Origin of the sequence: Cytobacillus sp. Hz8, assembly GCF_042263505.1 — a bacterium.
Classification (GTDB): Bacteria; Bacillota; Bacilli; order Bacillales; family Cytobacillaceae; genus Bacillus_BE.
In genome coordinates, this window is record NZ_JBHKFI010000023.1 from 31,509 (window position 1) to 56,627 (window position 25,119).

Consider the following 25,119-nt stretch of genomic DNA (forward strand, 5'->3'; position numbering starts at 1 on the left):
TAGGGGGGGCCTCGATAGTAGAAATCAAAAAGGTGGATGTTGAATTTATTCTTATTTAGAAACAAGGAATTATATAAAGTCACTCAAAATTTAGAAAAAGAAAAAATAGACTATGTGATTTCAAGTCCATATAAAAGGGCAGTGCAAACAGTAGAAGGAATAGCGGTCTATTTTGGAAAAGAACTTATAATTGAGAATGACTTTAAGGAACGTATATTGTCAGAAGATCCTGTTGAAAATTTCGATTTAGCAGTCACTAAGGTTTGGAATGAGCTTTCTTTTTCTTGGAAAGGTGGAGAATCCAATATTATTGCGCAAAAACGGGGAGTTGAAGCAACTCTAAAAGTTTTAAAGAGGTATGAAGGTAAGAATATTGTTATAGGAACTCATGGTAATATAATGGTTCTAATAATGAATTATTTTGATAAAAGGTATGGTTTCGGATTTTGGAAAGAACTTGATATGCCTGATATCTATAAACTAACATTTGATGGAACGACGCTAAAAGAAGTAAATCGATTCTGGTGAAGCAGGGGGCAGTTCTCTGCTTCAAAAAAGAAGCAAAGAACTGTCCCTATGCTTCAAAGGAAGGACGTGCAAAATGATGGATTTCGAAAAGGTTATGCAGGAACTGGAATCGCTCGGTAAGGAACGGACGAAAAAGGCTTACCTAAGAAATGGAGCGCACGAGCCACTGTTTGGAGTGGCTACAGGCGCAATGAAGCCGCTCGCAAAGAAAATCAAGAAAAATCAGCCTCTGGCCGAGCAGCTTTACGCGACTGGAAACTACGATGCTATGTATTTTGCTGGTATTATTGCAGACCCCAAGATCATGACTGAAGAGGATTTTGAGCGCTGGATGGATGCGGCATATTTTTATATGCTATCTGATTTTGTGGTCGCAGTAACCTTGGCTGAAACCGATATTGCACAGGTTGTAGCCGATAAATGGATTGCAAGCGGTGAGGAGCTTAGAATGTCAGCAGGTTGGAGCTGTTACTGCTGGCTTTTGGGGAATCGTCCGGACGATGAATTTAACACCAACAAGATTGCCGGTATGCTTGAAGAAGTGAAAAATACGATTCATGATGCTCCCGATCGGGCAAAAGCCGCTATGAACAATTTTATTTATACAGTCGGAATTTCCTATGTACCGCTACATGATAAAGCAGTTGAAATCGCAAAGGCTGTAGGCCCGGTCGAAATCAAACGGGGCAAAAAGAGCAGCATTCTCCATGCTTCCGAAAACATACAAAAAGAAATAGATAGAGGGATGCTTGGTTTCAAACGGAAAAATGTAAGGTGTTGAAGCAAGTGGACGGTTCCAAGGCGCTGAAAAAGACAGGAATTTCTTTAGATGACGTACAAATCAAATTTTATAAAGATGCGGCGGAAGGTTTAGCTGCTTTTACAAAAGGGGAGTTTGATGTATATGGTACATGGGATCCGTATTTAGAGATTGTCGAAAATAAAGTGAAAACACGGACGATTATTAATGGAACCGATTTAACTGAGAACCGCACCTTTTATTTTGCAACAGAGAAGTTCATAAAGGAAAAACCAGAAGTTGTTACGACGATTTTAGGAGAACTGGAAAAGGCTGACCAATGGGCAAATGAAAACAAAAAGGAAGTCGCAAAAATATTATCAACTGAATTGGATCTAGAAGTAGCTCCTCTTCAAAAAGCAAATGACCGCCGTACCTTTGGCGTCAAAAAAATAGATAAAAAAATCATTTCAAGCCAACAGGAATTAGCGAATACTTACTATGAAGCGAAGCTGCTAGATTCTAAGATTAATATTAAAGAAGCTGTCAAAATCGACGATGCGATGATTCCAAGTAACATTCAATAATATTGGAGGGGATAACATGACAAAATCTGTTGAAAATGCATTTTTAAGTTATGGAAATGAAGAGGCTCCTGTAAAAGTAGAGGTATTCCTCAATCTAGCATGCCCATATTGCGCTAAGTTTTTTCAGGAGGCCGATGAAGCTTTAACTCCATATATTCAAAACGGAAGTGTGCAATACATTATTAAACATTATGACAAGCCACGCGAAATGCTTTTATATGGAACTTTGGTCAATCTATTCTTGGATTATGACCACCCAGAGCGCATTTATGAAATCATGAAAGATCTCTTTGCTAAACAAAATCAATGGAGTGAAGAGGACAGCCACTTCATCAAAAAGATGCTAACCGAACAATACGGCTTAAAAGAAGAACCCAATAATATAGATATTAGCCTTAAAATTACAGCTGAAGCCATCAAACGCCAAGTCAAAATGGTTCCAACCGTCTTCATCAACGAAAAAGAATTCCAATATCCAGTAGAAATTGATGCACAGCAGTTGATGGAAGAAATTGAGAGAAGCAAAGGGGACGGATCTCTACTTCCAAAAATTTAATGAAGCAAAGGGGACGAATCTCTGCTTCCCAAAAATCTAAAAGGAAGCAAAGAATCGTCCCTACGCTTTTGACAATACAACAGTAAACAGGCTGCCTTGGCCGGGCCTGCTTTGGACGCCGACGTTACCACCGCAAAGTTCGGCTATGCGTTTGACAAGTGGGAGACCGAGTCCGTATCCTTTTTGGGAGTGGGAGGTATCGCCTTGATAAAATTTGTCGAAAATATGGGCTTTAGTCTGGTCGTCCATGCCAGGGCCGTTATCCTGAATTGCAAATTGAATCTCGTTATTTATGTTTTTAAGGGTTATGTTTATGAAGCCGCTTTGATCAGAAAACTTAATGGCATTATCTAAAAGGTTCAGCCAAATCTGCTCTGTTAAGTCCTCGTTTCCGCAATAAACCACTTTGTCTAGTTCCACATTTACGTTTATCTCTTTAGAGGACCATTTGGGCTCCATCAAAACAATGACCTTTCTGATTTGTTCATCCAGCCTGAATGGCGCTTTATCCGGAATAATTTCAAGGTTTTCGTATTTTGATAAGATGAGCACATTGGTGGAAAGGGCAGCTAGACGCTCTGATTCGGTTATGATAATGTCCAGGTACTCCCGCCGTTCTCCCTCGGTAAGATGATTTTCCTTGAGAAGCTTAGCAAAGCCGCGAATCGATGAGATGGGCGTTTTAAATTCATGGGAAAAATTATTGACGAAATCATTTCTCAGCGTTTCAATGCTTGAAAGCTCTTGGGTCATTTTATTAAAGCTCTGTGACAGCTCCTCCAATTCCTCGATTCCTTTTAAATCCACCTTAACGCTAAAATCGCCTCCCGCTACTTTATGTGTAGCAGCAATGACCTTGCGGATCGGATTTAGCGTTTTTTTGCTAAGAAAGGCCGTAAGAGCTGTTCCAAGTAAAACGCAAAGTCCAAAAAGAATCAATAAGGAGTGCAAAGGATGCCGACCTTCGTCAGAGTTCAGTGAATGATCAGTAAGGGAAATAATGTCCCAATGCTGTAAAATGGCAATACTCCCTACAATGAGAAAAAATGTTGCTACCATTACACCGAATACAAACATGACCAATGTTATCGCAAGACTTAACCGCTTTTTAAAAAAATCTCTCATCCTTTTTTAACCGCCTTATAGCCGAGTCCCCGAACTGTCACAATTTCAAACTCCGTCCAATCGCGGAATCGATCGCGGAGGCGGTTTATGTGGACATTGAGTGTGTGATCATCCGTTTCTGTTTCCATTCCCCAAATTTCATCCATAAGTTGGAGACGGGTAAAAATCTTGTTTGGATAAGATAGCAGTTTAAATAATAGATAAAACTCTTTTTGCGGCAGGGTAATCACTTGATTGTCGCGGGATACAGTGAGAGCATTATAATCGAGTACCACTTTGCCAATGGTAAGCTTGTGGTCGTTGGCAATCTGAGCTCTGCGGAGAAGGGCCTTAATCCGAAGGACCATTTCCTGCTCATCTACAGGTTTTGTCATATAATCATCCGTACCGACAAGAAATCCCTGCCTTTTATCCTTTGGTTCTTGTTTAGCTGTCACCATTAAGATAGGGAGATTTTCCCACGAAAGCCGGAGCTGCTGTGTCAATTCATAGCCGTCCATATTTGGCATCATTAAATCAAGCACCACTAAATCAACGTGTTGCTCATCCATAAAATGAAGTGCTGCGATGCCGTCCTCGGCTCCGTATGTTTCAAAACCGTTCTGCTTTAATACGGCACATAGCAGCTTTCTCGTATTTGTATCATCTTCTACCACTAATATTTTAAGCATACATGGCACCTCCATGAATGATGTGATTGTAATAAAATTATACCTTTAAAAGGTAAACTGAAAATCAATTGTTTTTTCCTCCAGTTGATTTTCAGTTTACTTAACATTGTTACACTATGAGCGTACAAAAAAATGGAGGAATGTTTATGCTGAAGCTCAAACTGGACAATATTACAAAAACATATAAGAGCGGGGAAGTCGTGACCGCTTTAAAAGGGATATCCATTGGATTTCGTAAAAACGAGCTTGTTTCCATTCTTGGTCCGTCAGGCTGTGGGAAAACCACACTTCTAAATATTATTGGCGGTTTAGACCGTTATGATAGCGGCGATTTAATGATCAACGGACTATCTACAAAAGAATTCAAGAATAGTGATTGGGATGCTTATCGTAACCGCTCAATTGGGTTTGTTTTTCAAAGCTATAATCTAATTGGACATCAAACGGTCTTGCAAAATGTTGAAATCGCCATGACTTTATCCGGCGTTTCGAGTTCTGAAAGAAAACGCAGGGCAAAGCAGGCCTTAACAGAAGTCGGACTTGCGGATCAATTGAATAAGAAACCTAATCAATTATCCGGTGGTCAGATGCAGCGCGTTGCCATCGCAAGGGCGCTTGTAAACGACCCTGATATCATCTTAGCAGACGAACCGACTGGAGCGCTTGATAGTCATACGAGCATTCAAGTGATGGACATTTTAAAGGATGTATCCAAAACACGCCTTGTCATCATGGTTACCCATAATGGTGAACTGGCAGAGGAGTATTCCGATAGAATTATCCGGTTTTTAGATGGTGAGGTTCAGTCAGATAGAAATCCTGTTGTGGAAACTGAAACAGATGAAACATCGCAACCAGTAGCCGAAAAGCAGAAGTTCAAGAAAACCTCTATGTCCCTATTATCGGCGGCGTGGCTTTCTTTTAAAAATCTTCTGACCAAACGAGGTAGAACCATTATCACCGCATTTGCCGGAAGTATTGGGATTATCGGTGTAGCACTTGTATTAGCTCTTTCGAACGGGCTGTCAAACTATATGAATAATATGCAATCCGATGCACTCAGCAGCTTTCCGATTACGATCAGCACAGGTGAGCAAACCATCGATTTGTCCGAACACGGTCCTGAAAGAAATAAAGATTCAGGCTCCTATGCCGAATTTCCGAAAAAAGATATTATGTATTCGTATGACAGTGAGAAAAATAGGAAGAAGCATAGCAATATTGTTACGCAAGACTATCTTGATTATATCGGAAAACTTGAAACCAAATTACCTGATGCCGTTAATAATATTTCCTATACACATGGAGTCAATATCAATCTTTTGGCAAAGGGAAAGGATACCGCTGTAAAATTTGCAACGACTTCAGATCCAAGTGATATGCAGATGATGGGCGGCAATAATCCCTATTGGCAAGAGCTTCCTGAAAATAATGATTTTATTTTATCTCTATATGATTTAATAGGGAAAGGAAGCCGGATGCCTAAAAATAAGAATGAAGTGGTTTTAGTAGTTGATAAATATAATCGCTTGGATAAAGCGTTTTTTGAAAAACTAGGTATTACGGACAAAACTGAAAATTATCAGCTAACCGATTTTATTGGCAAAAGCATCTTAAAGGTGATTCCCAATAATGATTACTATATGAAAAATGGAGATTTATTCACTGCTGCTGCACCTACGGATTATGACAAGCTATATAACAGTAATGCAGGAACAAAACTCACGATTACCGGTATTCTTCGGATAAAAGAAGATGCTTCAAGCAGCTACTTGTCACCGGGGATTGCTTATACCCCCGCTTTGACTAAGGCCGTTGTGGAGGATGCGCAAAAGAGTAAAATTGCTGAGGCGCAAAAAGATTCGAATAAGGATGCTTTACTCGGAACTCCTTTAGACAAAAAGGCGAAGGAAGCTGCATTGATTATGCTTGGGGCAGATACGACTCCGACGGGAATCGATATTTATCCAAAGGATTATGAGAGCAAGGACAAGATAAAAGAGTATCTTGATCAATACAATGATGGGAAATCAGACAAAGATCAATTGGTTTACTCTGATATGGCAGAAACGATTTCCAACATTACAGGAACACTTCTTGATACCGTAACCTATGTGTTGACCGGCTTTGCGGGTATATCGCTCTTAGTTTCCACCATTATGATCGGTATCATCACGTATGTATCAGTCATTGAGCGGACGAAGGAAATCGGCATCCTTCGCAGTGTGGGTGCAAGGAAGAAAGACATTTCCAGGGTATTTAACGCAGAAACGCTCATTATCGGATTCACAGCAGGAATGCTCGGAGTAGGTCTCTCCTATCTACTAGAAATTCCGATTAACACCATTATTTCAAAATTAGTAGGCATATCTGGAATTGCCAATCTCAACCCGCTTCATGCCGCAGCGCTAGTTGCTGGAAGCATGCTCCTCACCCTAATTGCCGGCTTCATTCCATCCAGAATGGCAGCCAAAAAAGACCCAGTCATTGCCCTTCGGAGTGAATGAAGCAGGGGACGGTTCTCTGCTTCCTTTTAAAGGAAGCAAGGAACCGTCCCCTTGTTTTATGTTATGATAACTCTATTAAAATATGGAAATGGAGGAATAATTTTGTTTTATTTTTCAACTAAGAATGGACTAAGTAAGAGCATGATGTTTTTTGTATCGATCGTGATATTGATTTCGTGCTCCATGTTTAATGGGTTATCAAACAAGGCATATGCACAGACTTTATGGAGTAAACCAATTATTAAAACGGATGATCCGAGGATTAAGGTAACGGTGAGCCAGACCGGCTTAACGAAAGGCCCTATAACGATTAAGATTGATACAACCCGTTATAACAATGGCCACAACGTGTCGAATATTGATAATGAGTTGGTTTTTGGCTCTGTTTTCACTTATAAAGTGAAGGAAAATGGATTTTATTCTTTTCCAATTTCTGCGGAAACAAGTGATTATCTTCATCAAGCAGATTTTTGGTGTTCGGTGGAGGTTATGAATATTGATAATAGAGCTCCAGTTTTTATGCATCCGAAAACCAAGGTGGATAGTTTCAGTGGTTATATGTTCCTTTCGATTAATGCGAAGGACGATTTATCGATTCGCCGCATCAAGTTGCCGGACGGAACGTATTCCAATTATAAGATGGACTGGGGAACGGGTGAGCTGCTTGAAACGGTTCAGGTTAAGAAGAATGGGAAATATACCTTTGTTGCAGAAGATTTTGCGGGGAATAATAAATCTTATACCGTCACAGTCAAAAATTACAAGAAAACTCCGCTTTCTGTAAAGAAAGTGACTCATGAAAGTACATATATTACAGGGAAAACTCTTCCTTATGCTATCGTCACAGCAAATGTTGGTGACAGTCGACTAGGCTATTTCAAGGCAGACAAGAAAGGCAATTTTAAAATTAAATTGAAGACGAAGCGCAAAGCAGGGAGTTCGCTTAATGTAAATGCGCTAGATCGAAATTTGAAATATGTAGGGAATACAGTGAAGGTGCGGGTTAATTAAGGGACGGTTCTCTGCTTCATTTGAAAAAAGAAGCAGAGAACCGTCCCCATGCTTTCAGCTCAGATGCTCCTTTGTGGAAATATCCTTTACGATGTCCTCCAGGGTTGCGCTTTTCAAAACCTTCTCCATAGCAAGCTGGGCCGCTGAAAATAATGGTTCTATCGTATTCTGGATGTTCCTGCCTACAGGACATTCTGGGTTTGGATGGTCATGTACACTAAATAATTCTTTTTCCTGTACAACATCCACTGCCTTATAAACGTCAAACAGGGTAATTTCGGAAAAATTCTTTGCAAGTTTTGCTCCTGCAATACCTGGATGTACTTGTATTAAGCCAGCTTTTTTGAGCATACTCATAAGTTTTCTGATAACGGCTGGGTTTGTGTTGACACTTGAAGCTAAAAATTCAGAAGAGCTTATTCCATCTTTATTTAATTCAATTAGAGCTAATATGTGAATTCCGACAGCGAATCGGCTGCTGATGGACATGATCGTTATCACTCCTATAAAATATCTATTTTTTACGGTGTAATTAAATTGATTACAAGTTTATTATATCAAATAAAAAAATAAATGGCATTCTACTCGTTGACAATTTGATTACATGTAACTAAAATTAATACATGTAATCAGAATAGTTACAAGAAAATCAAACGGGAGGAATCGTAATGAAAATCTTGGTGACTGGAGCTACAGGAAAATTAGGTTCAAAGGTTGTAGAGGCGCTGCTGAAAACGATGCCAGCAAGTGAGCTGGCAGTGAGTGTACGTAATCCAGAGAAAGCTGAAGGGCTTCGTGCACGTGGAGTAGAAGTTCGACAAGGAGATTTTGATCACCCCGAAACATTAGATACTGCTTTTTCAGGAGTTGATCGTTTATTAATTATTTCTGCGGATGGCGAAAATGAAACAAGAATACATCAACATACAAATGCGGTCCAAGGAGCCGCGCGCGCAGGAGTAAAGTTTATTGCCTATACAAGTATCGCAAATGCAACACATAGCAAGAATTTAATGGCCCCACCTCATGTTGCGACAGAGGCAGCCATCATCAAGACGGGTATCCCGTATTCTTTCTTGCGTAATAATTGGTATTTGGAAAATGAAATAGGAAGCATTCAAGGTGCTATAGCGGGAGCACCATGGATAACTTCCGCGGGAACGGGTAAAGTAGGCTGGGCACTACAACAAGATTATGCAGATGCTGCAGCAGAGGTTCTTGTAGGAAAGGGACACGAAAATACCGTGTATGAACTTTCCGGTCCGCTTTTAACTCAAGAAGAATTAGTAACGGCTCTTGGGGAAGTATTAGAAAAAGAAATCCCTCTACAGCAAGTTAGTGATGAAAAATATGCAGAAATGATGAAAGGCTTAGGGTTACCTGATTTTGTAATTCCAATTGTTGTGGGAATTCAAGAAAGCATCCGAAACGGTTCACTAGAAGTCGAAAGTAATGATTTTGAAAAGGTTCTTGGTCGTCCTGTAACGCCAATCAAAGAAGCGCTACGCCAACTTATTTAAGCGAGTGGGGACGTTTCTCTGCTTCCTTTTCCATTGAAAAGAAGCAGAGAAACGTCCCTTGACATGAATGCATGCATTTTTTCATACAATATTTTGGAGGTGAAAAAATGGCGCGGGTAAGTTATCGAAATTCCGATATTGATTTAATGGCAAGGATGATGAGGGCAGAAGCTGAGGGTGAAGGAAGACAGGGAATGTTATATGTTGGAAATGTTATTGTGAATCGCCTGAAAGCAAATTGTGGAGATTTTAGAGGGTTGCGATCCATTCCGCAAGTCATTTATCAAGTACAAGGAGGAAATTATTCTTTTGAGGCCGTTCAAAAGGGGAATGTCTTTTATCAAAAAGCGAGAAATGTTGAAAAAAGATTAGCAAAACAGAATTTGGAATATTGGAGAGAGCACCCGGGGAAATATGCGCTTTGGTATTTTAACCCATATGCTCCATGCCCTCCAACCTGGTACGATCAACCTTTAACTGGTCAATTTAAAAATCATTGCTACTACGAACCAAAAGCTGGAACATGTGATAGTGTTTATTCTGGAAGTTAAAATGGTGGGGACGGTTCTCTGCTTTCTTTAAAGGAAGCAGAGAACCGTCCCCTATTATTTTCCTATTATTTTCTATGTAAGAACTTCTTACAAGAAGCAGGACGATATGGATGTTTGTTGTTAATATATCTTTAAAACCACAACAAACCACAATATAACACATAGACTCAACAAAATGATGTCAAGAATCATTACATAGAGGTGTTGTGAAAAACGTGAATTGGAGGAATGGTCATGGTCGTGGAGACAGGAATTAAGAAGGAAGCAATTATAGAGAAGTCCATTAATTGGTGGAATCCGGGGAAAACCTTGAAATGGAAAGAGGACGGCCTGGATTTGGTCATGGGGAAACGGGAAGGTTATTACTTTTATGATTTAGATGGAAAGCAATTAATGGATGTTCACTTAAATGGAGGAACTTATAATCTTGGACATCGTAATCCGGAGGTGATTGCAGCATTAATCGAGGGGTTGCAAACCTATGATATTGGAAATCATCATTTTCCATCCGTTACACGTGCGTTGCTAGCAGAAAAGCTTGCAGAAGTCACTCCTAGTAATCTTAAATATTCAATTTTCTCCAGTGGCGGGGGTGAGGCAATTGATGTGGCATTAAAATGCGCAAGATATGCCACGAAACGGAAGAAAATTATTTCCATTCAATTTGGCTACCATGGTCATACAGGTCTTGCTTTGGCACTAGGGAACGAACGCTATTCCCAACGCTTTTTGAGCGAAGGGGATCCAAAAGAATTTGTCCATGTTCCTTTTAATGATTTAGATGCGATGGAAGAGGAACTACGTCAAAATGATACAGCCTGTGTGATTGTCGAAACCATACCGGCAACCTATGGCTTCCCACTACCAAATGAAGGCTATTTGTCCTCAGTCAAAAAATTGTGTGAGCAATATGGAGCGCTTTATATTGCAGATGAGGTTCAGACCGGATTAATGCGGACCGGGAAAATGTGGGGCATTGAACATTTTGGTGTCAAACCGGATATTTTAGTCACATCGAAGGGCTTTAGTGGAGGCATTTATCCGATTGCCGCAACGATTGTCAGTGAGGAAGCGGGGCAATGGATGTTTGAGGATGGCTTTGCGCATATTTCAACCTTTGGAGGAGCGGAGTTAGGCTGTCTTGTCGCGATGAAGGTATTGGAAATCACCGAGCGGAAGGAAGTTCAAGAAAACGTCAATGCCATTGCCGGCTATCTTCGCGCCGGACTTGAGGCAATTAAAAGCCAATATCCCGATTTCTTTATCGATATTCGCCAATTAGGGGTCGTTATGGGTTTGGTATTTAACCATCCTGAAGGAGCCCGATATGTGACAAGCTCTTTATATGAAAATGGCGTTTGGGCCATTTATTCCATGTTGGATCCAAGAGTGCTGCAATTTAAACCAGGTCTTCTTTGTGATAAAGAATATTGTGATGAACTCCTTTCCAGAATAGAGGTGAGTATTAAGCAAGCCGCCGAAAAAGTGATGAAATAATTGGGGAAATACCATTTTTAAAGGGGAGAGGTATATGAGCGTTTTGAATAATGCTGATAGTTTTTGCTCTATCAAAATGTATGATGAAGTGGCGAAAATATCACTATCTTATTATCCGTGTTCTCCAGGCTCAAGCGTTTCCATGATCAATTATTCCGAAAATACGACCTATCGCATGGATGATCCGGAGAATCATGAATCTTATATATTACGTGTTAGTAGGCCCGGGTATCAAACGAAAAAAGCGCTGGAATCAGAGTTGAATTGGATGAAGGCGATTCAAGAAACCTCGGATGTAATTGTTCCATATCCCATCTATGGAAAAAATGGACAATATCTTCAGGAAGTGAAAATCAATCATAGCACCTATCATTGTGTGATGTTTAGCTTTCTAACTGGAGAAACGCCAGATGAACAGAATGAGGAGGAGATGATTCGTTATTTTGAACAATTAGGGGTAATTACTGCCAAGCTCCATCTGCATACGCAAGGATGGCAAGGAGGAGATGAATTCCATCGCCCTGTTTGGGATTTTGAAACGATGTTAGGAAAAAATCCAAAATGGGGAAGATGGCAGGATGGGTTGGGCATTACCCCCTATCATCTTCAACTATTTAGTAAGGTATCTAAAACCATTCTCAAGCGTTTAACACAATTCGGAAAATCTCCTAAGCGCTTCGGATTAATTCATGCCGATTTACGTCTAGCTAATGTTATTGTGGAAAAAGAAAAAATTAAAGTGATTGATTTTGATGATTGTGGGTATGGCTGGTATTTATATGACCTAGCAACGGCGCTTAACTTCATTGAAGAAAGGGAGATTGTCCCCGAATTAATTCTATCCTGGCTTGCTGGCTATAAAAAAATTCGTCCCCTTACACCAGAAGAGGAGACAGAAATTCCGACTTTTATTATGCTTCGCCGATTAATTTTGGTTGCCTGGGTGGGGAGTCATTCGGATAACGAAACGGCGCAGACGATGGGAAGTGATTTTACCTATAAAACCGTTTCACTTGCAGAAAAATATTTGCACCAATTTGGATAAGGTATCTGTTTGCTATTTTAAAAAATGTAAGGTGTTAATTCTGAATATTCAAATAACGGAGGCGGTAAGCGTGGCTATGCAAGATCACATAGTAATGGACAATTCAACTGACATTGCGAAGTATGGATATAAGCAAGAATTGGATCGGACGATGAATGTCTGGCAGTTAACGGCATTTGGACTTAATTATATGGTGCCGATTGCACCAGCGATTATTTTTGGGATTTTGCTGCAAATTTCGGGTGGAACCGTTGCTCTGCCTTACCTTTTAGCAGGAGTGGCCATGCTTCTTACGGCTTTTAGTTATTCGGTCATGGTTCGCAATTTTCCATTAGCAGGTTCTGTGTACAGTTACGTTGGCAGGGGCTGGAATCCTTATTTAGGATTTGTGGCCGGCTGGGTTCTCACCCTTGATTATATTTTAATTCCAACGGTAACAGCATCGAGTTCCGCCTATTTTGCCCAACAATATTTTCCAGATGTTCCGTATTGGATTTTGTTAGCTATCTTTTCAGTAGGGACTGGATTATTGAATCTATTTGGCGTGGAGCTAGTTTCCAAAATGGGGCTTTGGCTCCTAGTCTTAGGAGAATTTGTTGTTTGGGTGTCCATCTTGGTTTGGGGGAATGCGGTCTCCAAAGGGATGGGAACAGGAACTCTCCTTTCTACGCAGCCATTTCATTTTGATAGTATGTCTAGTCTTGCAGCTGCTACCTCATTAGCCATTTTTAGTTTGATGCGATTACCACATTAGCGGAGGAAACTAAAAGGCCAAAACGCGACATTCCAAAGGCAATCTTTTGGTGCGTTGGCATCGGCACGCTTACGATGTTTGTCTGTGGATATGTTGGAATGCTAGTCGTGCCAGATTGGAAAGACTATATTGGGAACGAGAATTGGATGAATACGGTTCTTTTTCAAGTTTCAAAAATGACAGGTGGCGAAGGCTTTGGAATTTTCTTCACGGCTGGATATTTAACGGAACTTGCTGTCTTTAATCTAGTGGCTACGGCTGCGGGTGCTAGATTGCTATATGGGATGGGTAGAGATAACCTTCTTCCAAAATCGATTTTTGCGAAAATTAATAAAAAATGGAAAACTCCCCATTGGAGCATTTTGATTATCGTGACGATCGAATTTATTTTAGGAATCAGTGCCAACATGACGACACTCTCAAATCTAGTAAACTATGGGGCACTTTTTGGATTTGCTGCTCTGAATTTATCTGTAATTTGGCTCTATTATGTGAAGAAAAAAGGAGAATCCTCTATTAAGCTCGGGAGTCAAGCGAATTGGTCTCCAAAGGGGGCTCAGCACATCAGATATTTTCTACTTCCTTTGTTAGCCTTCTTCGTCATTATTTATGTGTGGGTTAGCATGGATAAATTAGCACAAATCATTGGGACAGCCTGGCTTGTGTTAGGATTTTTATACTTGGTAATAAAAACGAGAGGATTTCGGAAATTGCCTCCACAATTGCATTTGTAATTGAATTTTTTCAAAGGATTATTTAAAAATAGAGGTGAAAAGAAGAATGTGGAATTCAATAATGGGAAAAACAGTCGTTGTTACCGGAGCCAGCAAAGGCATTGGCAAAGGAATTGCTCGAGTGTTTGCGAAGGCAGGAGCAAATGTCGCGGTTGTTTCGCGAAATTTTGAGGCATCAGAAAATACGGCTAAAGAATTACAGGGGGCTGGGGGCAGTGCCGAGGCTTTTGTTGGGGAGGTCACGAATCTAGAGTCCATGCAGGCAATGGCGAAGAGTGTGGTGGATACCTTTGGGGGAATTGATATTCTTTGTGCCAATGCTGGGATTTTTCCAAGCTCAACGATAGAATTAATGACAGCAGAGGATTGGGATCTTGTTATGAACACGAATGCAAAAGGGAGTTTGTTCTCCATCCAAGCCTGTTTGCCATATTTAAAGGAAGCTGAGTACGGAAGGATCATTCTCACCTCCTCGATTACTGGTCCTGTTACAGGCTATCAAGGCTGGTCCCACTATGCTGCAAGCAAAGCGGCACAGTTGGGATTTATGAAAAGTGCGGCTCTAGAATTAGCGGGCAGCAATATCACTGTGAATGCTGTTTTGCCTGGCAATATCCAAACGGAAGGACTAGAGGGTTTGAGGGATGACTATTTAAAGAAAATGACGAACTCCATTCCGTTAAAACGGTTGGGAACCCCTGAAGATATTGGTTATAGTGCCCTATTTTTGGCATCGAAGGAGGCTGGATTTATCACGGCCCAAACGATTATCGTAGACGGTGGCCAAATTGTTCCTGAGAGCTTAGATGCAATGGTGTAAGATCGCTATTTTTTAAAACAAGTAGGTGTTGAAATTATGTCACTGGCTTATGAAAAAAGGAAAAAAGAAATCCTTGAACGATTATTAGAGGAAGAAAAGCTCTATGTTCCAGATCTCGCTGAAACCTTAAATGTTTCAACCGAAACGATACGTCGGGATTTGGATCGATTAGAGAAGGAAGGGAAGTTGAAAAAGGTATATGGGGGAGCGGTGCTGGCGAGTAATAATCCATTAGAACCCCCTTTTGATCAAAAATCTTTTATTAATTCTTCGGAAAAGCAGGCGATTGGCCGAATGGCTGCTTCTACCATTGAAGACGGGGATATTATCATGATTGGTAACGGCACGACGGCGCTTGAAATTATTCATCATTTATCTGAAAAGAGGGATTTGACGCTCATTACCCACTCTGCTCCCGCCTTGCTGCTGGCAATGGAAATCTTTCGTGGACGCATTATTTTCATTGGCGGAGAAATAGATACCCAGCAAAAATCATCTGTTGGTCCTTTAGCAGAACTGACTTTAAAGAAGATAAAAGCGAATAAAGCTTTCATCTCAGCTGGCGGGGTCTCATTAACCGAGGGCATCACCGATTATGACTTACAAGAAGCCCACATGTCCCATCTGCTCGCCAATCGGTCAGATGAATTAATCGTCCTCGCTGATCACACCAAAATGGGCGAAGCCACCTTCGCCAACATCTGTCCCATCGAAGACGTCTCCACCATCGTCACCGACTGGAATTGCCCAGAAATCTGGCTTGAACATTTGCGAGAAAAAAACGTGAAAGTGTTGGTCGGGTGAAGCATGGGGGCGGTTCTCTGCTTCCTTTTAAAGGAAACAAGGAACCGCCCCCATGCTTTTTCCATGACTTTATTAAGGATGAATTTTCTGTACTCTTCCTATCTGTCCATCTGTCAGCCTGACTTTAATACCGTGAGGGTGAGTGCCCGAATTGGTGAGAATATCTTTTACGATGCCCCTAGTAAGCTTTCCGCTTTTTTGATCCTTTTTCAAGACGATATCAACAACCATCCCCGGTAATACGTCTTTCCGATTTTGCCCGTTCATTAAACACCCATTTTTCTGCGAGTATTGCTTGGCTTCTTCGTTTGCTGGCTCTTCATCTTTTTTGTAGAAAGGTCGTTATTCGTTTTTCCTTTACCAGTGGAGGTCTGGTTCTTTTTGTTTTCAAGCTGCTGCTTAATTGCTTCTTGCAGGCTGATTTTCTTTTTAGGTGCCTCAATCTGATTTTTCTCAGTCAAAGGAAAAACCTCCTTTTTGAATGTGATTGTTAGTCCAGTATAATCTAATTCACATATTTGTGAAAGAAAGGTGAAGGGAAACATGGAAAAAGATTATGTTTTTCTAAGTTAAATCAAATCATTCCCTAAATTTTCCTCTCTTTAAATAGAGCTCATTGTTCAAACTCATGTTACAATGGGAAAGACTATTTTAAAAGTGAGTAGGTGAACAACATGATCGAGGTAAAAGCATCTCCACTAAGTGATGGAGAATTTAATAGAGGGGTATTTGCTACACAAGATATCAAAAAAGGTGAGCTTATACATGAAGCCCCGGTAATTTCTTATCCAAACGACCAGCATCAATACATTGAGCAAACCTTATTGGGGGATTATGCATTTGAATATGGGATCAATCATTCTGCGATCCTTCTAGGCTATGGAATGTTGTTTAACCATTCTTATGAACCTAATGCTACCTATGAGATTAATTTTGAAAATCACACATTTGACTTCTACGCATACACGGATATAAAAGCAGGAGACGAAATTCTAATCAATTATAATGGCGACGTTGATGACAAAGCCCGACTATGGTTTGATCAGTAAGCATGGGGACGTTTCTCTGCTTCATTTTTCCAAAATGAAGCAAGGAACCGTCCCTATGCTTTATTCCACATACTCCCGTAGCGTATCAGCCCACACCACATAAGCATTCCCCAACAAATGGATTCCATCATTGGTATATTTAGGGTCGAGACCAGTATGATTTAGCTTCAGTTTGCTATTAATGTCGATATAGAAAACGCTTTTCGAATCAGCAAGTGATTGAATTTCTCTGTTCAGTGCATCAATGTCCTTATTTTGTACAGGCCTTTCCCCTTCAACAACAGGAAGCACACTTTGAAGATAGATCTGCGTATGAGGAGAATCAGTTTGAATTGTAGATACTATGTTACGATAACGTTTAAACACATGATTAACCTTTGTCCCAGAATTCAGGTCATTCACGCCAATTAAGAGAAAAAGCTTCTTTGGCTGAAGTTTTACAACATTGTTCAGCCTCTTTAAAACCCCTTTAGTAGTATCACTTTCAATCCCCCGGTTTACGACAAAAGTATGGGGGAAAAATTCATTCCACAAGCTTCTTTCCGTAATACTATCGCCCAAAAAGACAACATCTGCATGCTTGGTAGGTACATCATTAAATATGGAAACTCTTTGTTCATACTTCAGATGAATTTTCTTTTTAGGCAACTCCGCATTTCCAGCATCTACTTTATAAAAAACAACGATTAACGCCATAATCAGGATGGCATTCAATATCAGTGATAATCTAAACCAAATATTTTTTTTCATATCGGGCACCTCAACTTTGTTACTGGGTAAATTATACCTGAAAAAATGGTGAAGTAACAGGTTGGGTACAACTTAACATGTATAATAGCTTTTTTAGTGTTTTTTTATAAAAGTATTTTAATTGAAGAGCAGGTTTCTGCTTCTAAAAATGGGCTGAATAGTTAATGGTTTACTACCTCAAAAAATAGTAAAATCTGCTCATGTTTATACAAAAATACTTATGATTATAAACAAGTACTTGATTATTTTATGGAATTTCTGATATATTTTGAATATAATGATAAAATAAGGAAATAATTCAGAAAAATAGAAGTGGTACTTAAGTCATATTTTCTGTTAATTCTAAAAGTTCATATTCTAAAATCTATCAAATATGGTATATTTTAATAAAGTTAATCATGGGGAGTGAACGCCTTGGAATACGAGATAGGGGACATTCTGAAATCCTTCCGTGAATATAAAGGCATGACGATCGAAGAATTAGCTGATGGCATTTGTACGACTGAAGAATTGATTTCTTTTGAAAAAGAGAAAACGTATCCAACGATTGAACAGCTTCACAACTTAGGAAACAAGCTTAATATTGAACTTTCTTATTTTTTTGATGTTGCTTCAAAATCTACTATTAATTATTCAACGGCAGTTATTCATTTAATTGAAAAATATAAAGTAGAAAGAAATTATCATATTATTAACAATATTATACAAAAAGAGACGAAAAATCCTTTATTTTGTAAAGGGTATTTAAAACAGTATTTAATGTGGCATGAAGGTATTTGCACATTTTATATACAGAACGATCTAAATAAGGCAATCGAAATATTAAATAATGCAATAGTTATCACAAATCCAAGAAAATATAACTTAAATGAAAGAGAAACGGAAATATTAAATAGTATTGCTGTTTTATATTTAGAAAGTAAAGATTACCAAAGTGCTTTTCCAATTTTTTTAGAGGCATTAACAAATTTAGATAAACTACCACATATTTTAAATTCTAAAGTGAAAATTAGAGTTTTATTTGGATTATCACAAGTGTTTACTGAGTTAGGTCACTATAATGAATCTATCACAAATTGTCAAAAGGGTATAAATATTTGTATTAACGAAGGTATTTTGTATGGACTAAATGAGTTTCACTATCAAATAGGAGAAAATTATATTAAGTTGGGTGAGATAGATAAGGGAAAAGAACATATAGAAAAGTGTCTCTTTTTATTAAAATTAGAGAATAAACCTAGATTAATGGAAATTATTGAGCATGAAGCAGAAAGGCTATTAGAAAGTTGCTAGTATAGATTCTAGTAGTAAATTTTATAAAATAGGAGGTAATTAGATGAAAAAGCTATTAGTAAAAGGAATTTTAGTTCTGGGAATTTTAGGTGTTGCTGCTGTTGCTACAAATTTAGATGATTTAGCCGGATATCCTCCGCTTCATAGTCCACAAATTCAGGAGATTGAACTTGCTGGAGGATTTACAACATTAGGATATCCGCCATTACATTAATATTTTTGGCTAGAAAACAAATCAAAGTATCTTAACTAATTTAAGAAATACTATTAGAATCTATTTAAACCACATAATAAAATCATCCAATAAAAAACAGGCATCCCACCAGATTGCCTGTTTTTTACTGCAAAATATTAAATTCATAATTGCGAGTGTGTTCGTTCAGATTGTTCTAGTCGGAATAATGGTGGATGGAAGGTTTTTTCATAATCAAGACAATCTATTTCCACATACAAAAAAACAATGACCATCGCAGTGCTGATTTGCCAGCGAAGGAGAAGCTTGGCCCAAACAATTCTCAGCAACCTGAAAATCACTTTGAGCAGCCTCTAAATAATAGGAAAGAAAATCATCAGGAACAGCAGACACAACAAACGGTATCAAAAGAAAAGCAGGTTTCCATATCAGTAGCAGATGCGTCCTTCAAAAAGCAAGGGGGACAATCCGAAAGAAATTAACACTAAAACAGAGACATCCCGCCTTCATTTTTTTTCACGTGAAGAAGCGATTCAATTTGGGTTAAGCCGATTTACTTCAGAAGAGATTGCCGTCTATCAAAAAGCGAAAAAGAGGGGAATGACTCCTGAACAGGAGAAGATGGCGATTCAGATTGCCTATTCGCGTTTTTCGGAGGAAGAGGTTGCTGCACTGAAAGAGGCTTTGAGACAATAAAAAAATATGGTGACAGCCACCGCGATTGGGTGTCTGCCACCAACAAGGGGGGAGCAAATCCTGGGGGGTGATTGCTCTCCTTTTTTCATGGGAAGAAAGGAAGGGCTTGAAAATTTGGACATTTTCAATAAATGAGGGTGACAGAATGAAAACATTTTGTCCTCCGCTTTTTCCCAAAAAGAATGAAATGTTACTATATCTAACATTATACGTTATATCATTCAAAAAATTAAGTAAAAAATTTAATTTTTTTGAAAATTTTATGTTATTATGTAATAAAACCTAACGTAAAAGGAGGTGCTCTATGTTTTTATTAAATAGAAGAAAAGAAAGAGAGTTGCCAGTAGAAGAAACAACATTGAGCGATAACCAGCCAATCGATGGTCAGGTTCAAGTGGCAGCTGATCAGTTGGATGGAATGGTTGAGCAAATGAAGCTTGCGGCAGAATCTTTGGAGCAAACCTCGACGTCCAGTAAGGAAAGTACACTTGATTTGATCCGTCATATTGAAAAAACGGTGGAGAATACCTTAAAAGTAGCGGAGAAAATGCGAGGCATTGAATCCTCCGCCCAGGAAATCTCGAGCTTCTCTGAAGAGATTCATGCGAATAGCGAATCTTCCTTTCAAGAGTTAATGGTTTCGATGGATTCCCTTCACAAGCTAAAAAATAGTATAAGTCAATTGTCGGAAGGACATGTCTTGCTTTTAAAGCAAATGGAACAACTTGTCAATCATTCGAATAAAATTAATGAAATCATTCATACAATTGGAGCGATTTCACAAAGGACGCGAATTCTTGCTTTGAATGCTGCGATTGAGGCCGCACGGGCAGGAGATCACGGGAAAGGATTTACTGTTGTGGCCAATGAGGTGGGCATCCTCGCCAATCAAACATCTCAGGCGGTAGAAGAAACGAGGGAGAATATCGGGATTATTCAAGGTGAAATTGAAGTATCCACTGATATGATGAAAAGGGAAACGGAGCAGGTGCTTAAGGGCTCAAGCGAACTTAGAGTCGTGCTTAAGCATATGGGAACCTTTAAAGAAAACCTCAGTAATATCAATGAAATGGTTTCTGATTCGACGGAAGCTGTTGGGATTCAAACGCTAGAAGTTGTGGAAATTGCCAATCTTCTGGATGAAATATCAGAAATGTCGCTCCATAATAAGGATTTAGCGTATCGTGTGACCTTGGATATGAACGAACAGCATGATAGCATTGGGCAAATTCTTTCCACGAGTCGCTCGCTCACGAATACTTCGAATGAGCTCCAAAAAATCGTCAATCGAAAGCAATTAATTGTCAATCATCTACAGGTTGATCAGCAAATCATTGAAGACGTGCAGAGGAAAATCTCGGAATTTTTAGAGGCTTCTACTTTAGAGAACCTGGATCCCAATCTCCATGAGCTAGAGTTGAATCGGTTTTTAGAAGAAAATTCCGAGCTTGAGGCCATCTGGACGAATCGCCTTGATGGAACCTTTATTTATTCCAATCCACCTGCAGGGCTTGTGAATGCAAAGGCGCGTTCATGGTTTATTCAAGCCATTCATGGACAACCATTCGTGTCTGAGCCTTATATCTCTGCCTTAACCAAGAGCCTCTGTATCACGATTTCATATCCAATCCGCTGGGACCAAGAAATTGTCGGGGTGCTCGGTGTAGATGTCGTCTCCGGGTAAAGTCCGATCAGTGCCTGAAGCTCATTTTAGAGTTGCAGGCACTTAAAATGCGAGAGTCGCGCATATCCCTCTACACTTAATTTGCAAGCCCTACCAAAATAGACTCATCTGCCTCTACCAAAATTTCAACACTTTATCCATTGAAATAACATTGACTTTATTCTACAAAAGATTAAAATACATATGTTAGCATACATGAAAACGGTAAAATGGTGGAGTTTATTCTGTCCTTATTTGGGTTGAAGCAAGCTAGTAAAAAAATGAATAGAAACCTTTTTTATCATTGAAATCTTAATGGATTTCTCTTTTTGTATGTCCAATTTTAATGGAAGTGATTGGTGCAAAGTTTTCGAAGAATAATAGATTGAACGAGTCGAGGAAATAAAATTATTTTAATATTCTAACAAAAATGTATTTTTATTTATAAAAGTTAATCATAAGCCAAAAAGGTGGGAACATCGTATATGTTTCGAAGAATTGCAAAAAAAGCATTGAGCTTAATAGGGATTAAGAAAAAGCCGAATAAGTTCAAAAAACGCTTATCCGTTCACAAACACGAAAATATTCTATCCATTATCGGGATGTTGGAAAGCGATTATAAGGTGAAAGAGCTTTGGATGGCACCAAGCCTGAATGATCCGATGATTAAGCTTGCGGAAAACAAACCCTCGTCTGCATTTAAATTTACTGTGGATTTACAAAAATATGAGGAAGAAATCATTCAGAATCGTTATGGATTTTACCTATTAGTTCAAGTTTCCAAAGATGAAATCAGTCCAAACCGATATGAACAATTGAGAAGCAAGCCTAATGTTACAGAAATTCCTCGTAAAAATGGCAGCGCAGATCTGGAATATTTTATCCGACTCGGCAAATTTGTGCGAACGAAATTTGATTGCTTTGATTCATTTGTTTTTCAGCATAAGACGGGACATGTTTATGTTGATGGAAAGGGTTTTATCTCCCTTCTGGTGGATCAGCCAATTAACGGGAATCCGATTGCGAAAATTCGCAAAATCCGTTCAAAAGGCGATCAGTTCTATGTAAGCGGAAAAATTCTCTCTAAAAGCGCAAAAATATTGGATGCACAAATTTTAATAAATGGACGGGAATCTGGTTTCAAATACAAGGTTCCGGTCATGACCCGGTTTCATCATGAAAAATCAGAAAAATCTTATGGCTATTTTTACTATAATTTTGAAGGAAATATCAATTTAAAGACAGTCGCGGATGGTAAGCCTCTTCAAGAGGATATTTACGATTATTACCTAGAGTATCAGCTGAACAATCAAGAAGAGCCGATTGTCGTTCGCCTTGGAGCACCGCGATTCTTTGTGAAAAGATATTCTAAAGTGGCTCATATATTGGAAGGAACGAGTATTTATACAGCATCGCCTTATTTCACAATTAAATATAGTAATCTCTCCATGCAGGTTGATAAATATGAGAAGGACATGTATGAATATCTGGCGAAAATGATGAAATGGACATGGATTCTTCGCATTATGAATAAAAGAAAAGATATATGGCTCGTGGGAGAGCGTTCCTATAAGGCGCAAGACACTGGTTATCATTTCTTTAAATATATGAGAACGGCTCATCCAGAGCGAAATGTATTCTATTGTATTGATCAGGATTCTCCAGAGTTAGAGAATATTAAGGAGCTTGGAAATATCTTGTTCATGGGTTCAAAGGAGCATATCTGGCATACGTTGATGGCGACAAGAATCATTGGCTCCCATCATCCTGACTATTTGTATCCGATTCGGACAGAGAAATTTAAAAAGGCGGTTAAAGCGAAAAAAGTCTTCTTGCAGCACGGGGTTATGGGAACAAAGAATATGGTCTATAACTATGGGGTTATCTCCTCAAGCTTTGAGACCGATTTGTTTATCGTCAGCTCTGACTATGAGAAAAGCTATATTGTGCAAGACTTTGGCTATGATCCAAGGGTTGTGGCTGTTACGGGGTTATCAAGATTTGATAGTCTTTTAACAAAAAATGTGGAGACGAAAAGACAAATCTTAATTATTCCAACCTGGCGGGACTGGATTGTCAATGATACGCAATTTCAGGAAAGTGAATATTTTGCTCGCTACCGTGAATTAGTTTTCCACCCGCAATTACATGAGTATGCCGAGAAATATCATTTTGAAATGGTACTATGCTTGCATCCGAATATGCAGCGTTTTACAGCTTTCTTTAAAGATGCCCCTGTCAAAATTGTGAATCAGGGCGATATCGATGTTCAATATCTATTAAAAGAAAGTGCCTTGATGATCACGGATTATTCAAGCGTCGGGTTCGACATGAGCTTTTTAAATAAACCGGTCATCTATTATCAATTTGACCGTGGGCGCTTTATTGGAAAATATCCATCACATCTGGATTTAGATAACGACCTTCCAGGGGAAATTGTCACTCAGGTCGAGGAAATTTTGGATTTTGTTGGAGAATATGCAGCGGCTGATTTCCAAATGAAACCGAAATATGAAAAACGGGCTTCGAAATTTATCAAGTATCGTGATTTAAATGCTTGTCAAAGAATATACGAAGCAATCGTCAAGATGCCAACCTTTAAAAAGCAGTCCGTAAAATCATTAATGAAGAAAGAACTGCCGCAAAAGGTATTCCGCCGTTTCCGAAGAAGCCGGTTCTATTTCCCAACGATGAAGGCCTTCTATAATGTGGCCCGTAAAATTTTACCGGTCGATGAGAATCTGATTCTTTTTGAAAGTGGTGTAGGAAAGCAATATTCCGATAGTCCACGTTATATATATGAAGAAATTATTAGGCGCAAGCTTCCCTTTAAAAAGGTCTGGGTTTACGATAAAGCACAAAGATTTCAAGATCCAAATACGATTATCATAAAGCGTCTTGGCATCAAGTATTATTATTATTTAGCTAAGGCAAAGTATTGGGTCAATAATCAAAACTTCCCAACGTATATTAAAAAGAGGCCGCAGACGACCTATTTACAAACTTGGCATGGAACGCCTCTTAAGAAAATGCTGTTTGATATTGAGAACGTTCAAGGGCGGTCGGATGATTATGTGGAGCGCGTCTACGGAGCAACGAAAAGCTGGGATTATTTAGTATCTCCAAGCCCATATGCAACTGAGGCCTTTAAAAGTGCCTTCCATTATGAAGGAAATATTTTGGAAATGGGTTATCCGCGCAACGATTTATTCTATCGAAAGGATAATATTCGCGTAGCCTATAAGACAAGGAAGGCGTTAAGAATACTAACAACGAAAAAAGTAATTCTCTATGCCCCAACGTTTAGAGATAATCAAACAAAGGGTGGAGCGAATAAATTTTCGTTTGATATCAACATGGATTTGGAACGCATGAAAGAAGAACTGGGAGAGGAATACGTTCTCCTTCTCAGAATGCACGTCGTGATCAAAAATAAGATTAAGATTCCAGAGGAATATCAGGACTTTGTCATGGATGTTTCCAAATATCCTGATATTCAGGAACTCTATTTAATCTCAGATATTCTGATTACTGATTATTCTTCTGTCATGTTCGACTTTGCCAATTCAAAGAAACCAATCTTGTTCTTTACGTATGATTTGGAATTCTACCGGGATGAACTAAGAGGCTTCTATTTCGATTTGGAAAATGAAGCACCAGGTCCGATGCTGAAAACAACTGAAGATATCATTCATACTGTTCAAACGATTGACCAAGTGCAGAAGGATTATCATGAAAAATACCATCAATTCTATCAGAAATTCTGTAAATTAGAAGATGGCCATGCGACGGATCGTGTAATCGATAAGGTCTTTAGTTAAGTGAATGGTTAAAAAGCTGACTCATAAAGCTGCAAATGCGGCTTTGGAGTTGGCTTTTTTTTGATTGGAGCGGGTTGTTATGGCCTCGGTAATGGATCATGTGGTCTTTTTTCAGAAGAGAGATGAAAAACATTTATAAGGAAAATTAAGGTGGAAATTTCGTTCATAATAAAGTCAACCTTCCAACCCCGGAATCTATTAACAA

General features: G+C 39.1%; 26 protein-coding genes. 20 read left to right on the forward strand and 6 right to left on the reverse strand.

Features of this window, described 5'->3' with window-relative positions:
* Positions 1–36 precede the first annotated feature (36 nt).
* From ACE38V_RS20415 to ACE38V_RS20430, 4 genes are all read left to right on the forward strand, one after another.
* Entirely contained in the window at positions 37–528 is a 492-nt protein-coding gene (locus tag ACE38V_RS20415; RefSeq protein ID WP_375844210.1) for a histidine phosphatase family protein, read from the forward strand.
* 76 nt (positions 529–604) lie between these two features.
* The gene (locus ACE38V_RS20420) at positions 605–1,309 is read left to right on the forward strand and encodes a DNA alkylation repair protein (protein WP_375844267.1); all 705 of its coding nucleotides are present in this window, start codon (positions 605–607) and stop codon (positions 1,307–1,309) included.
* Between the two features lie 5 nt (positions 1,310–1,314).
* Positions 1,315–1,854 (forward strand): ABC transporter substrate-binding protein, encoded by a 540-nt coding sequence (locus ACE38V_RS20425; RefSeq protein ID WP_375844211.1) that lies wholly within the window; start codon positions 1,315–1,317, stop codon positions 1,852–1,854.
* 16 nt (positions 1,855–1,870) lie between these two features.
* A complete protein-coding gene (locus tag ACE38V_RS20430; RefSeq protein WP_375844213.1) occupies positions 1,871–2,410 on the forward strand; it encodes a thioredoxin domain-containing protein in 540 nt (179 codons plus the stop codon).
* Positions 2,411–2,470: 60 nt separating this feature from the next.
* On the opposite strand, the gene ACE38V_RS20435 is transcribed toward ACE38V_RS20430, so the two are convergent.
* Both ACE38V_RS20435 and ACE38V_RS20440 read right to left on the reverse strand, forming a co-directional pair.
* Positions 2,471–3,535 carry a HAMP domain-containing sensor histidine kinase gene (locus tag ACE38V_RS20435; RefSeq protein WP_375844215.1) on the reverse strand — a complete coding sequence of 355 codons (1,065 nt, stop codon included), beginning with the start codon at positions 3,533–3,535 and terminating at the stop codon, positions 2,471–2,473.
* Positions 3,532–4,206, reverse strand: a complete 675-nt coding sequence (locus ACE38V_RS20440; protein ID WP_375844217.1) for a response regulator transcription factor — start codon at positions 4,204–4,206, stop codon at positions 3,532–3,534. The genes ACE38V_RS20435 and ACE38V_RS20440 overlap by 4 nt, the downstream gene beginning before the upstream one ends.
* Before the next feature lie 146 nt (positions 4,207–4,352).
* On the opposite strand from ACE38V_RS20440, the gene ACE38V_RS20445 reads away from it, so the two are divergent.
* Together ACE38V_RS20445 and ACE38V_RS20450 are read left to right on the forward strand one after the other, a co-directional pair.
* Positions 4,353–6,713, forward strand: a complete 2,361-nt coding sequence (locus ACE38V_RS20445; protein WP_375844218.1) for an ABC transporter ATP-binding protein/permease — start codon at positions 4,353–4,355, stop codon at positions 6,711–6,713.
* A gap of 102 nt (positions 6,714–6,815) precedes the next feature.
* Complete coding sequence (locus ACE38V_RS20450) at positions 6,816–7,724, forward strand: Ig-like domain-containing protein (protein ID WP_375844219.1); 909 nt, start codon at positions 6,816–6,818, stop codon at positions 7,722–7,724.
* Positions 7,725–7,778: 54 nt separating this feature from the next.
* Here ACE38V_RS20450 and ACE38V_RS20455 read toward each other — a convergent pair whose 3' ends face one another.
* Complete coding sequence (locus ACE38V_RS20455) at positions 7,779–8,213, reverse strand: Rrf2 family transcriptional regulator (protein WP_375844221.1); 435 nt, start codon at positions 8,211–8,213, stop codon at positions 7,779–7,781.
* Positions 8,214–8,392: 179 nt separating this feature from the next.
* On the opposite strand from ACE38V_RS20455, the gene ACE38V_RS20460 reads away from it, so the two are divergent.
* From ACE38V_RS20460 to ACE38V_RS20495, 8 genes are all read left to right on the forward strand, one after another.
* Positions 8,393–9,244, forward strand: a complete 852-nt coding sequence (locus ACE38V_RS20460; RefSeq protein WP_375844222.1) for an SDR family oxidoreductase — start codon at positions 8,393–8,395, stop codon at positions 9,242–9,244.
* A 107-nt stretch (positions 9,245–9,351) separates the two neighbouring features.
* A complete protein-coding gene (locus ACE38V_RS20465; protein WP_375844224.1) occupies positions 9,352–9,795 on the forward strand; it encodes a cell wall hydrolase in 444 nt (147 codons plus the stop codon).
* A gap of 234 nt (positions 9,796–10,029) precedes the next feature.
* Positions 10,030–11,292 carry a class-III pyridoxal-phosphate-dependent aminotransferase gene (locus ACE38V_RS20470; RefSeq protein ID WP_375844226.1) on the forward strand — a complete coding sequence of 421 codons (1,263 nt, stop codon included), beginning with the start codon at positions 10,030–10,032 and terminating at the stop codon, positions 11,290–11,292.
* Between the two features lie 34 nt (positions 11,293–11,326).
* Positions 11,327–12,337 carry a phosphotransferase enzyme family protein gene (locus ACE38V_RS20475; protein ID WP_375844228.1) on the forward strand — a complete coding sequence of 337 codons (1,011 nt, stop codon included), beginning with the start codon at positions 11,327–11,329 and terminating at the stop codon, positions 12,335–12,337.
* Between the two features lie 76 nt (positions 12,338–12,413).
* Positions 12,414–13,091, forward strand: a complete 678-nt coding sequence (locus tag ACE38V_RS20480; RefSeq protein ID WP_375844269.1) for an APC family permease — start codon at positions 12,414–12,416, stop codon at positions 13,089–13,091.
* Between the two features lie 29 nt (positions 13,092–13,120).
* Positions 13,121–13,825 (forward strand): APC family permease, encoded by a 705-nt coding sequence (locus tag ACE38V_RS20485; RefSeq protein WP_375844271.1) that lies wholly within the window; start codon positions 13,121–13,123, stop codon positions 13,823–13,825.
* 46 nt (positions 13,826–13,871) lie between these two features.
* Entirely contained in the window at positions 13,872–14,645 is a 774-nt protein-coding gene (gene fabG, locus ACE38V_RS20490; RefSeq protein ID WP_375844230.1) for a 3-oxoacyl-ACP reductase FabG, read from the forward strand.
* A gap of 36 nt (positions 14,646–14,681) precedes the next feature.
* A complete protein-coding gene (locus tag ACE38V_RS20495) occupies positions 14,682–15,449 on the forward strand; it encodes a DeoR/GlpR family DNA-binding transcription regulator (RefSeq protein ID WP_375844232.1) in 768 nt (255 codons plus the stop codon).
* Positions 15,450–15,521: 72 nt separating this feature from the next.
* Here the strand turns inward: ACE38V_RS20495 and ACE38V_RS20500 are convergent, their stop codons facing one another.
* Together ACE38V_RS20500 and ACE38V_RS20505 are read right to left on the reverse strand one after the other, a co-directional pair.
* Positions 15,522–15,716 (reverse strand): YwbE family protein, encoded by a 195-nt coding sequence (locus tag ACE38V_RS20500; RefSeq protein WP_375844234.1) that lies wholly within the window; start codon positions 15,714–15,716, stop codon positions 15,522–15,524.
* A complete protein-coding gene (locus ACE38V_RS20505; RefSeq protein WP_375844236.1) occupies positions 15,716–15,910 on the reverse strand; it encodes a hypothetical protein in 195 nt (64 codons plus the stop codon). The genes ACE38V_RS20500 and ACE38V_RS20505 overlap by 1 nt, the downstream gene beginning before the upstream one ends.
* Before the next feature lie 213 nt (positions 15,911–16,123).
* On the opposite strand from ACE38V_RS20505, the gene ACE38V_RS20510 reads away from it, so the two are divergent.
* Positions 16,124–16,498, forward strand: coding sequence for an SET domain-containing protein (locus ACE38V_RS20510; RefSeq protein WP_375844237.1), 375 nt, complete (start codon positions 16,124–16,126; stop codon positions 16,496–16,498).
* Between the two features lie 60 nt (positions 16,499–16,558).
* On the opposite strand, the gene ACE38V_RS20515 is transcribed toward ACE38V_RS20510, so the two are convergent.
* A complete protein-coding gene (locus ACE38V_RS20515) occupies positions 16,559–17,248 on the reverse strand; it encodes a GDSL-type esterase/lipase family protein (protein ID WP_375844239.1) in 690 nt (229 codons plus the stop codon).
* 405 nt (positions 17,249–17,653) lie between these two features.
* Here ACE38V_RS20515 and ACE38V_RS20520 point away from each other — a divergent pair, with 405 nt between their 5' ends.
* From ACE38V_RS20520 to ACE38V_RS20540, 5 genes are all read left to right on the forward strand, one after another.
* Entirely contained in the window at positions 17,654–18,541 is an 888-nt protein-coding gene (locus ACE38V_RS20520) for a hypothetical protein (protein WP_375844241.1), read from the forward strand.
* Positions 18,542–18,584: 43 nt separating this feature from the next.
* The gene (locus tag ACE38V_RS20525; RefSeq protein ID WP_375844243.1) at positions 18,585–18,755 is read left to right on the forward strand and encodes a hypothetical protein; all 171 of its coding nucleotides are present in this window, start codon (positions 18,585–18,587) and stop codon (positions 18,753–18,755) included.
* Positions 18,756–19,172: 417 nt separating this feature from the next.
* Positions 19,173–19,430: a hypothetical protein gene (locus ACE38V_RS20530; RefSeq protein WP_375844245.1), complete on the forward strand. Its 258-nt coding sequence runs from the start codon at positions 19,173–19,175 to the stop codon at positions 19,428–19,430.
* A gap of 304 nt (positions 19,431–19,734) precedes the next feature.
* On the forward strand, positions 19,735–21,114 hold the full coding sequence (locus ACE38V_RS20535; protein WP_375844247.1) for a methyl-accepting chemotaxis protein: 1,380 nt from the start codon (positions 19,735–19,737) through the stop codon (positions 21,112–21,114).
* Between the two features lie 464 nt (positions 21,115–21,578).
* The gene (locus ACE38V_RS20540; protein ID WP_375844249.1) at positions 21,579–24,914 is read left to right on the forward strand and encodes a CDP-glycerol glycerophosphotransferase family protein; all 3,336 of its coding nucleotides are present in this window, start codon (positions 21,579–21,581) and stop codon (positions 24,912–24,914) included.
* Positions 24,915–25,119 lie beyond the last annotated feature (205 nt).

Coding starts and splice junctions, on each gene's coding strand:
- ACE38V_RS20495 (WP_375844232.1), top strand. CDS start 14,682: ATGTCACTGGCTTATGAAAAAAGGAAAAAAGAAATCCTTGAACGATTA.
- ACE38V_RS20510 (WP_375844237.1), top strand. CDS start 16,124: ATGATCGAGGTAAAAGCATCTCCACTAAGTGATGGAGAATTTAATAGA.
- ACE38V_RS20430 (WP_375844213.1), top strand. CDS start 1,871: ATGACAAAATCTGTTGAAAATGCATTTTTAAGTTATGGAAATGAAGAG.
- ACE38V_RS20440 (WP_375844217.1), bottom strand. CDS start 4,206: ATGCTTAAAATATTAGTGGTAGAAGATGATACAAATACGAGAAAGCTG.
- ACE38V_RS20445 (WP_375844218.1), top strand. CDS start 4,353: ATGCTGAAGCTCAAACTGGACAATATTACAAAAACATATAAGAGCGGG.
- ACE38V_RS20470 (WP_375844226.1), top strand. CDS start 10,030: ATGGTCGTGGAGACAGGAATTAAGAAGGAAGCAATTATAGAGAAGTCC.
- ACE38V_RS20515 (WP_375844239.1), bottom strand. CDS start 17,248: ATGAAAAAAAATATTTGGTTTAGATTATCACTGATATTGAATGCCATC.
- ACE38V_RS20465 (WP_375844224.1), top strand. CDS start 9,352: ATGGCGCGGGTAAGTTATCGAAATTCCGATATTGATTTAATGGCAAGG.
- ACE38V_RS20420 (WP_375844267.1), top strand. CDS start 605: ATGGATTTCGAAAAGGTTATGCAGGAACTGGAATCGCTCGGTAAGGAA.
- ACE38V_RS20530 (WP_375844245.1), top strand. CDS start 19,173: ATGCGTCCTTCAAAAAGCAAGGGGGACAATCCGAAAGAAATTAACACT.
- ACE38V_RS20415 (WP_375844210.1), top strand. CDS start 37: ATGTTGAATTTATTCTTATTTAGAAACAAGGAATTATATAAAGTCACT.
- ACE38V_RS20535 (WP_375844247.1), top strand. CDS start 19,735: ATGTTTTTATTAAATAGAAGAAAAGAAAGAGAGTTGCCAGTAGAAGAA.
- ACE38V_RS20525 (WP_375844243.1), top strand. CDS start 18,585: ATGAAAAAGCTATTAGTAAAAGGAATTTTAGTTCTGGGAATTTTAGGT.
- ACE38V_RS20460 (WP_375844222.1), top strand. CDS start 8,393: ATGAAAATCTTGGTGACTGGAGCTACAGGAAAATTAGGTTCAAAGGTT.
- ACE38V_RS20435 (WP_375844215.1), bottom strand. CDS start 3,535: ATGAGAGATTTTTTTAAAAAGCGGTTAAGTCTTGCGATAACATTGGTC.
- ACE38V_RS20540 (WP_375844249.1), top strand. CDS start 21,579: ATGTTTCGAAGAATTGCAAAAAAAGCATTGAGCTTAATAGGGATTAAG.
- fabG (WP_375844230.1), top strand. CDS start 13,872: ATGTGGAATTCAATAATGGGAAAAACAGTCGTTGTTACCGGAGCCAGC.
- ACE38V_RS20500 (WP_375844234.1), bottom strand. CDS start 15,716: ATGAACGGGCAAAATCGGAAAGACGTATTACCGGGGATGGTTGTTGAT.
- ACE38V_RS20455 (WP_375844221.1), bottom strand. CDS start 8,213: ATGTCCATCAGCAGCCGATTCGCTGTCGGAATTCACATATTAGCTCTA.
- ACE38V_RS20475 (WP_375844228.1), top strand. CDS start 11,327: ATGAGCGTTTTGAATAATGCTGATAGTTTTTGCTCTATCAAAATGTAT.
- ACE38V_RS20480 (WP_375844269.1), top strand. CDS start 12,414: ATGCAAGATCACATAGTAATGGACAATTCAACTGACATTGCGAAGTAT.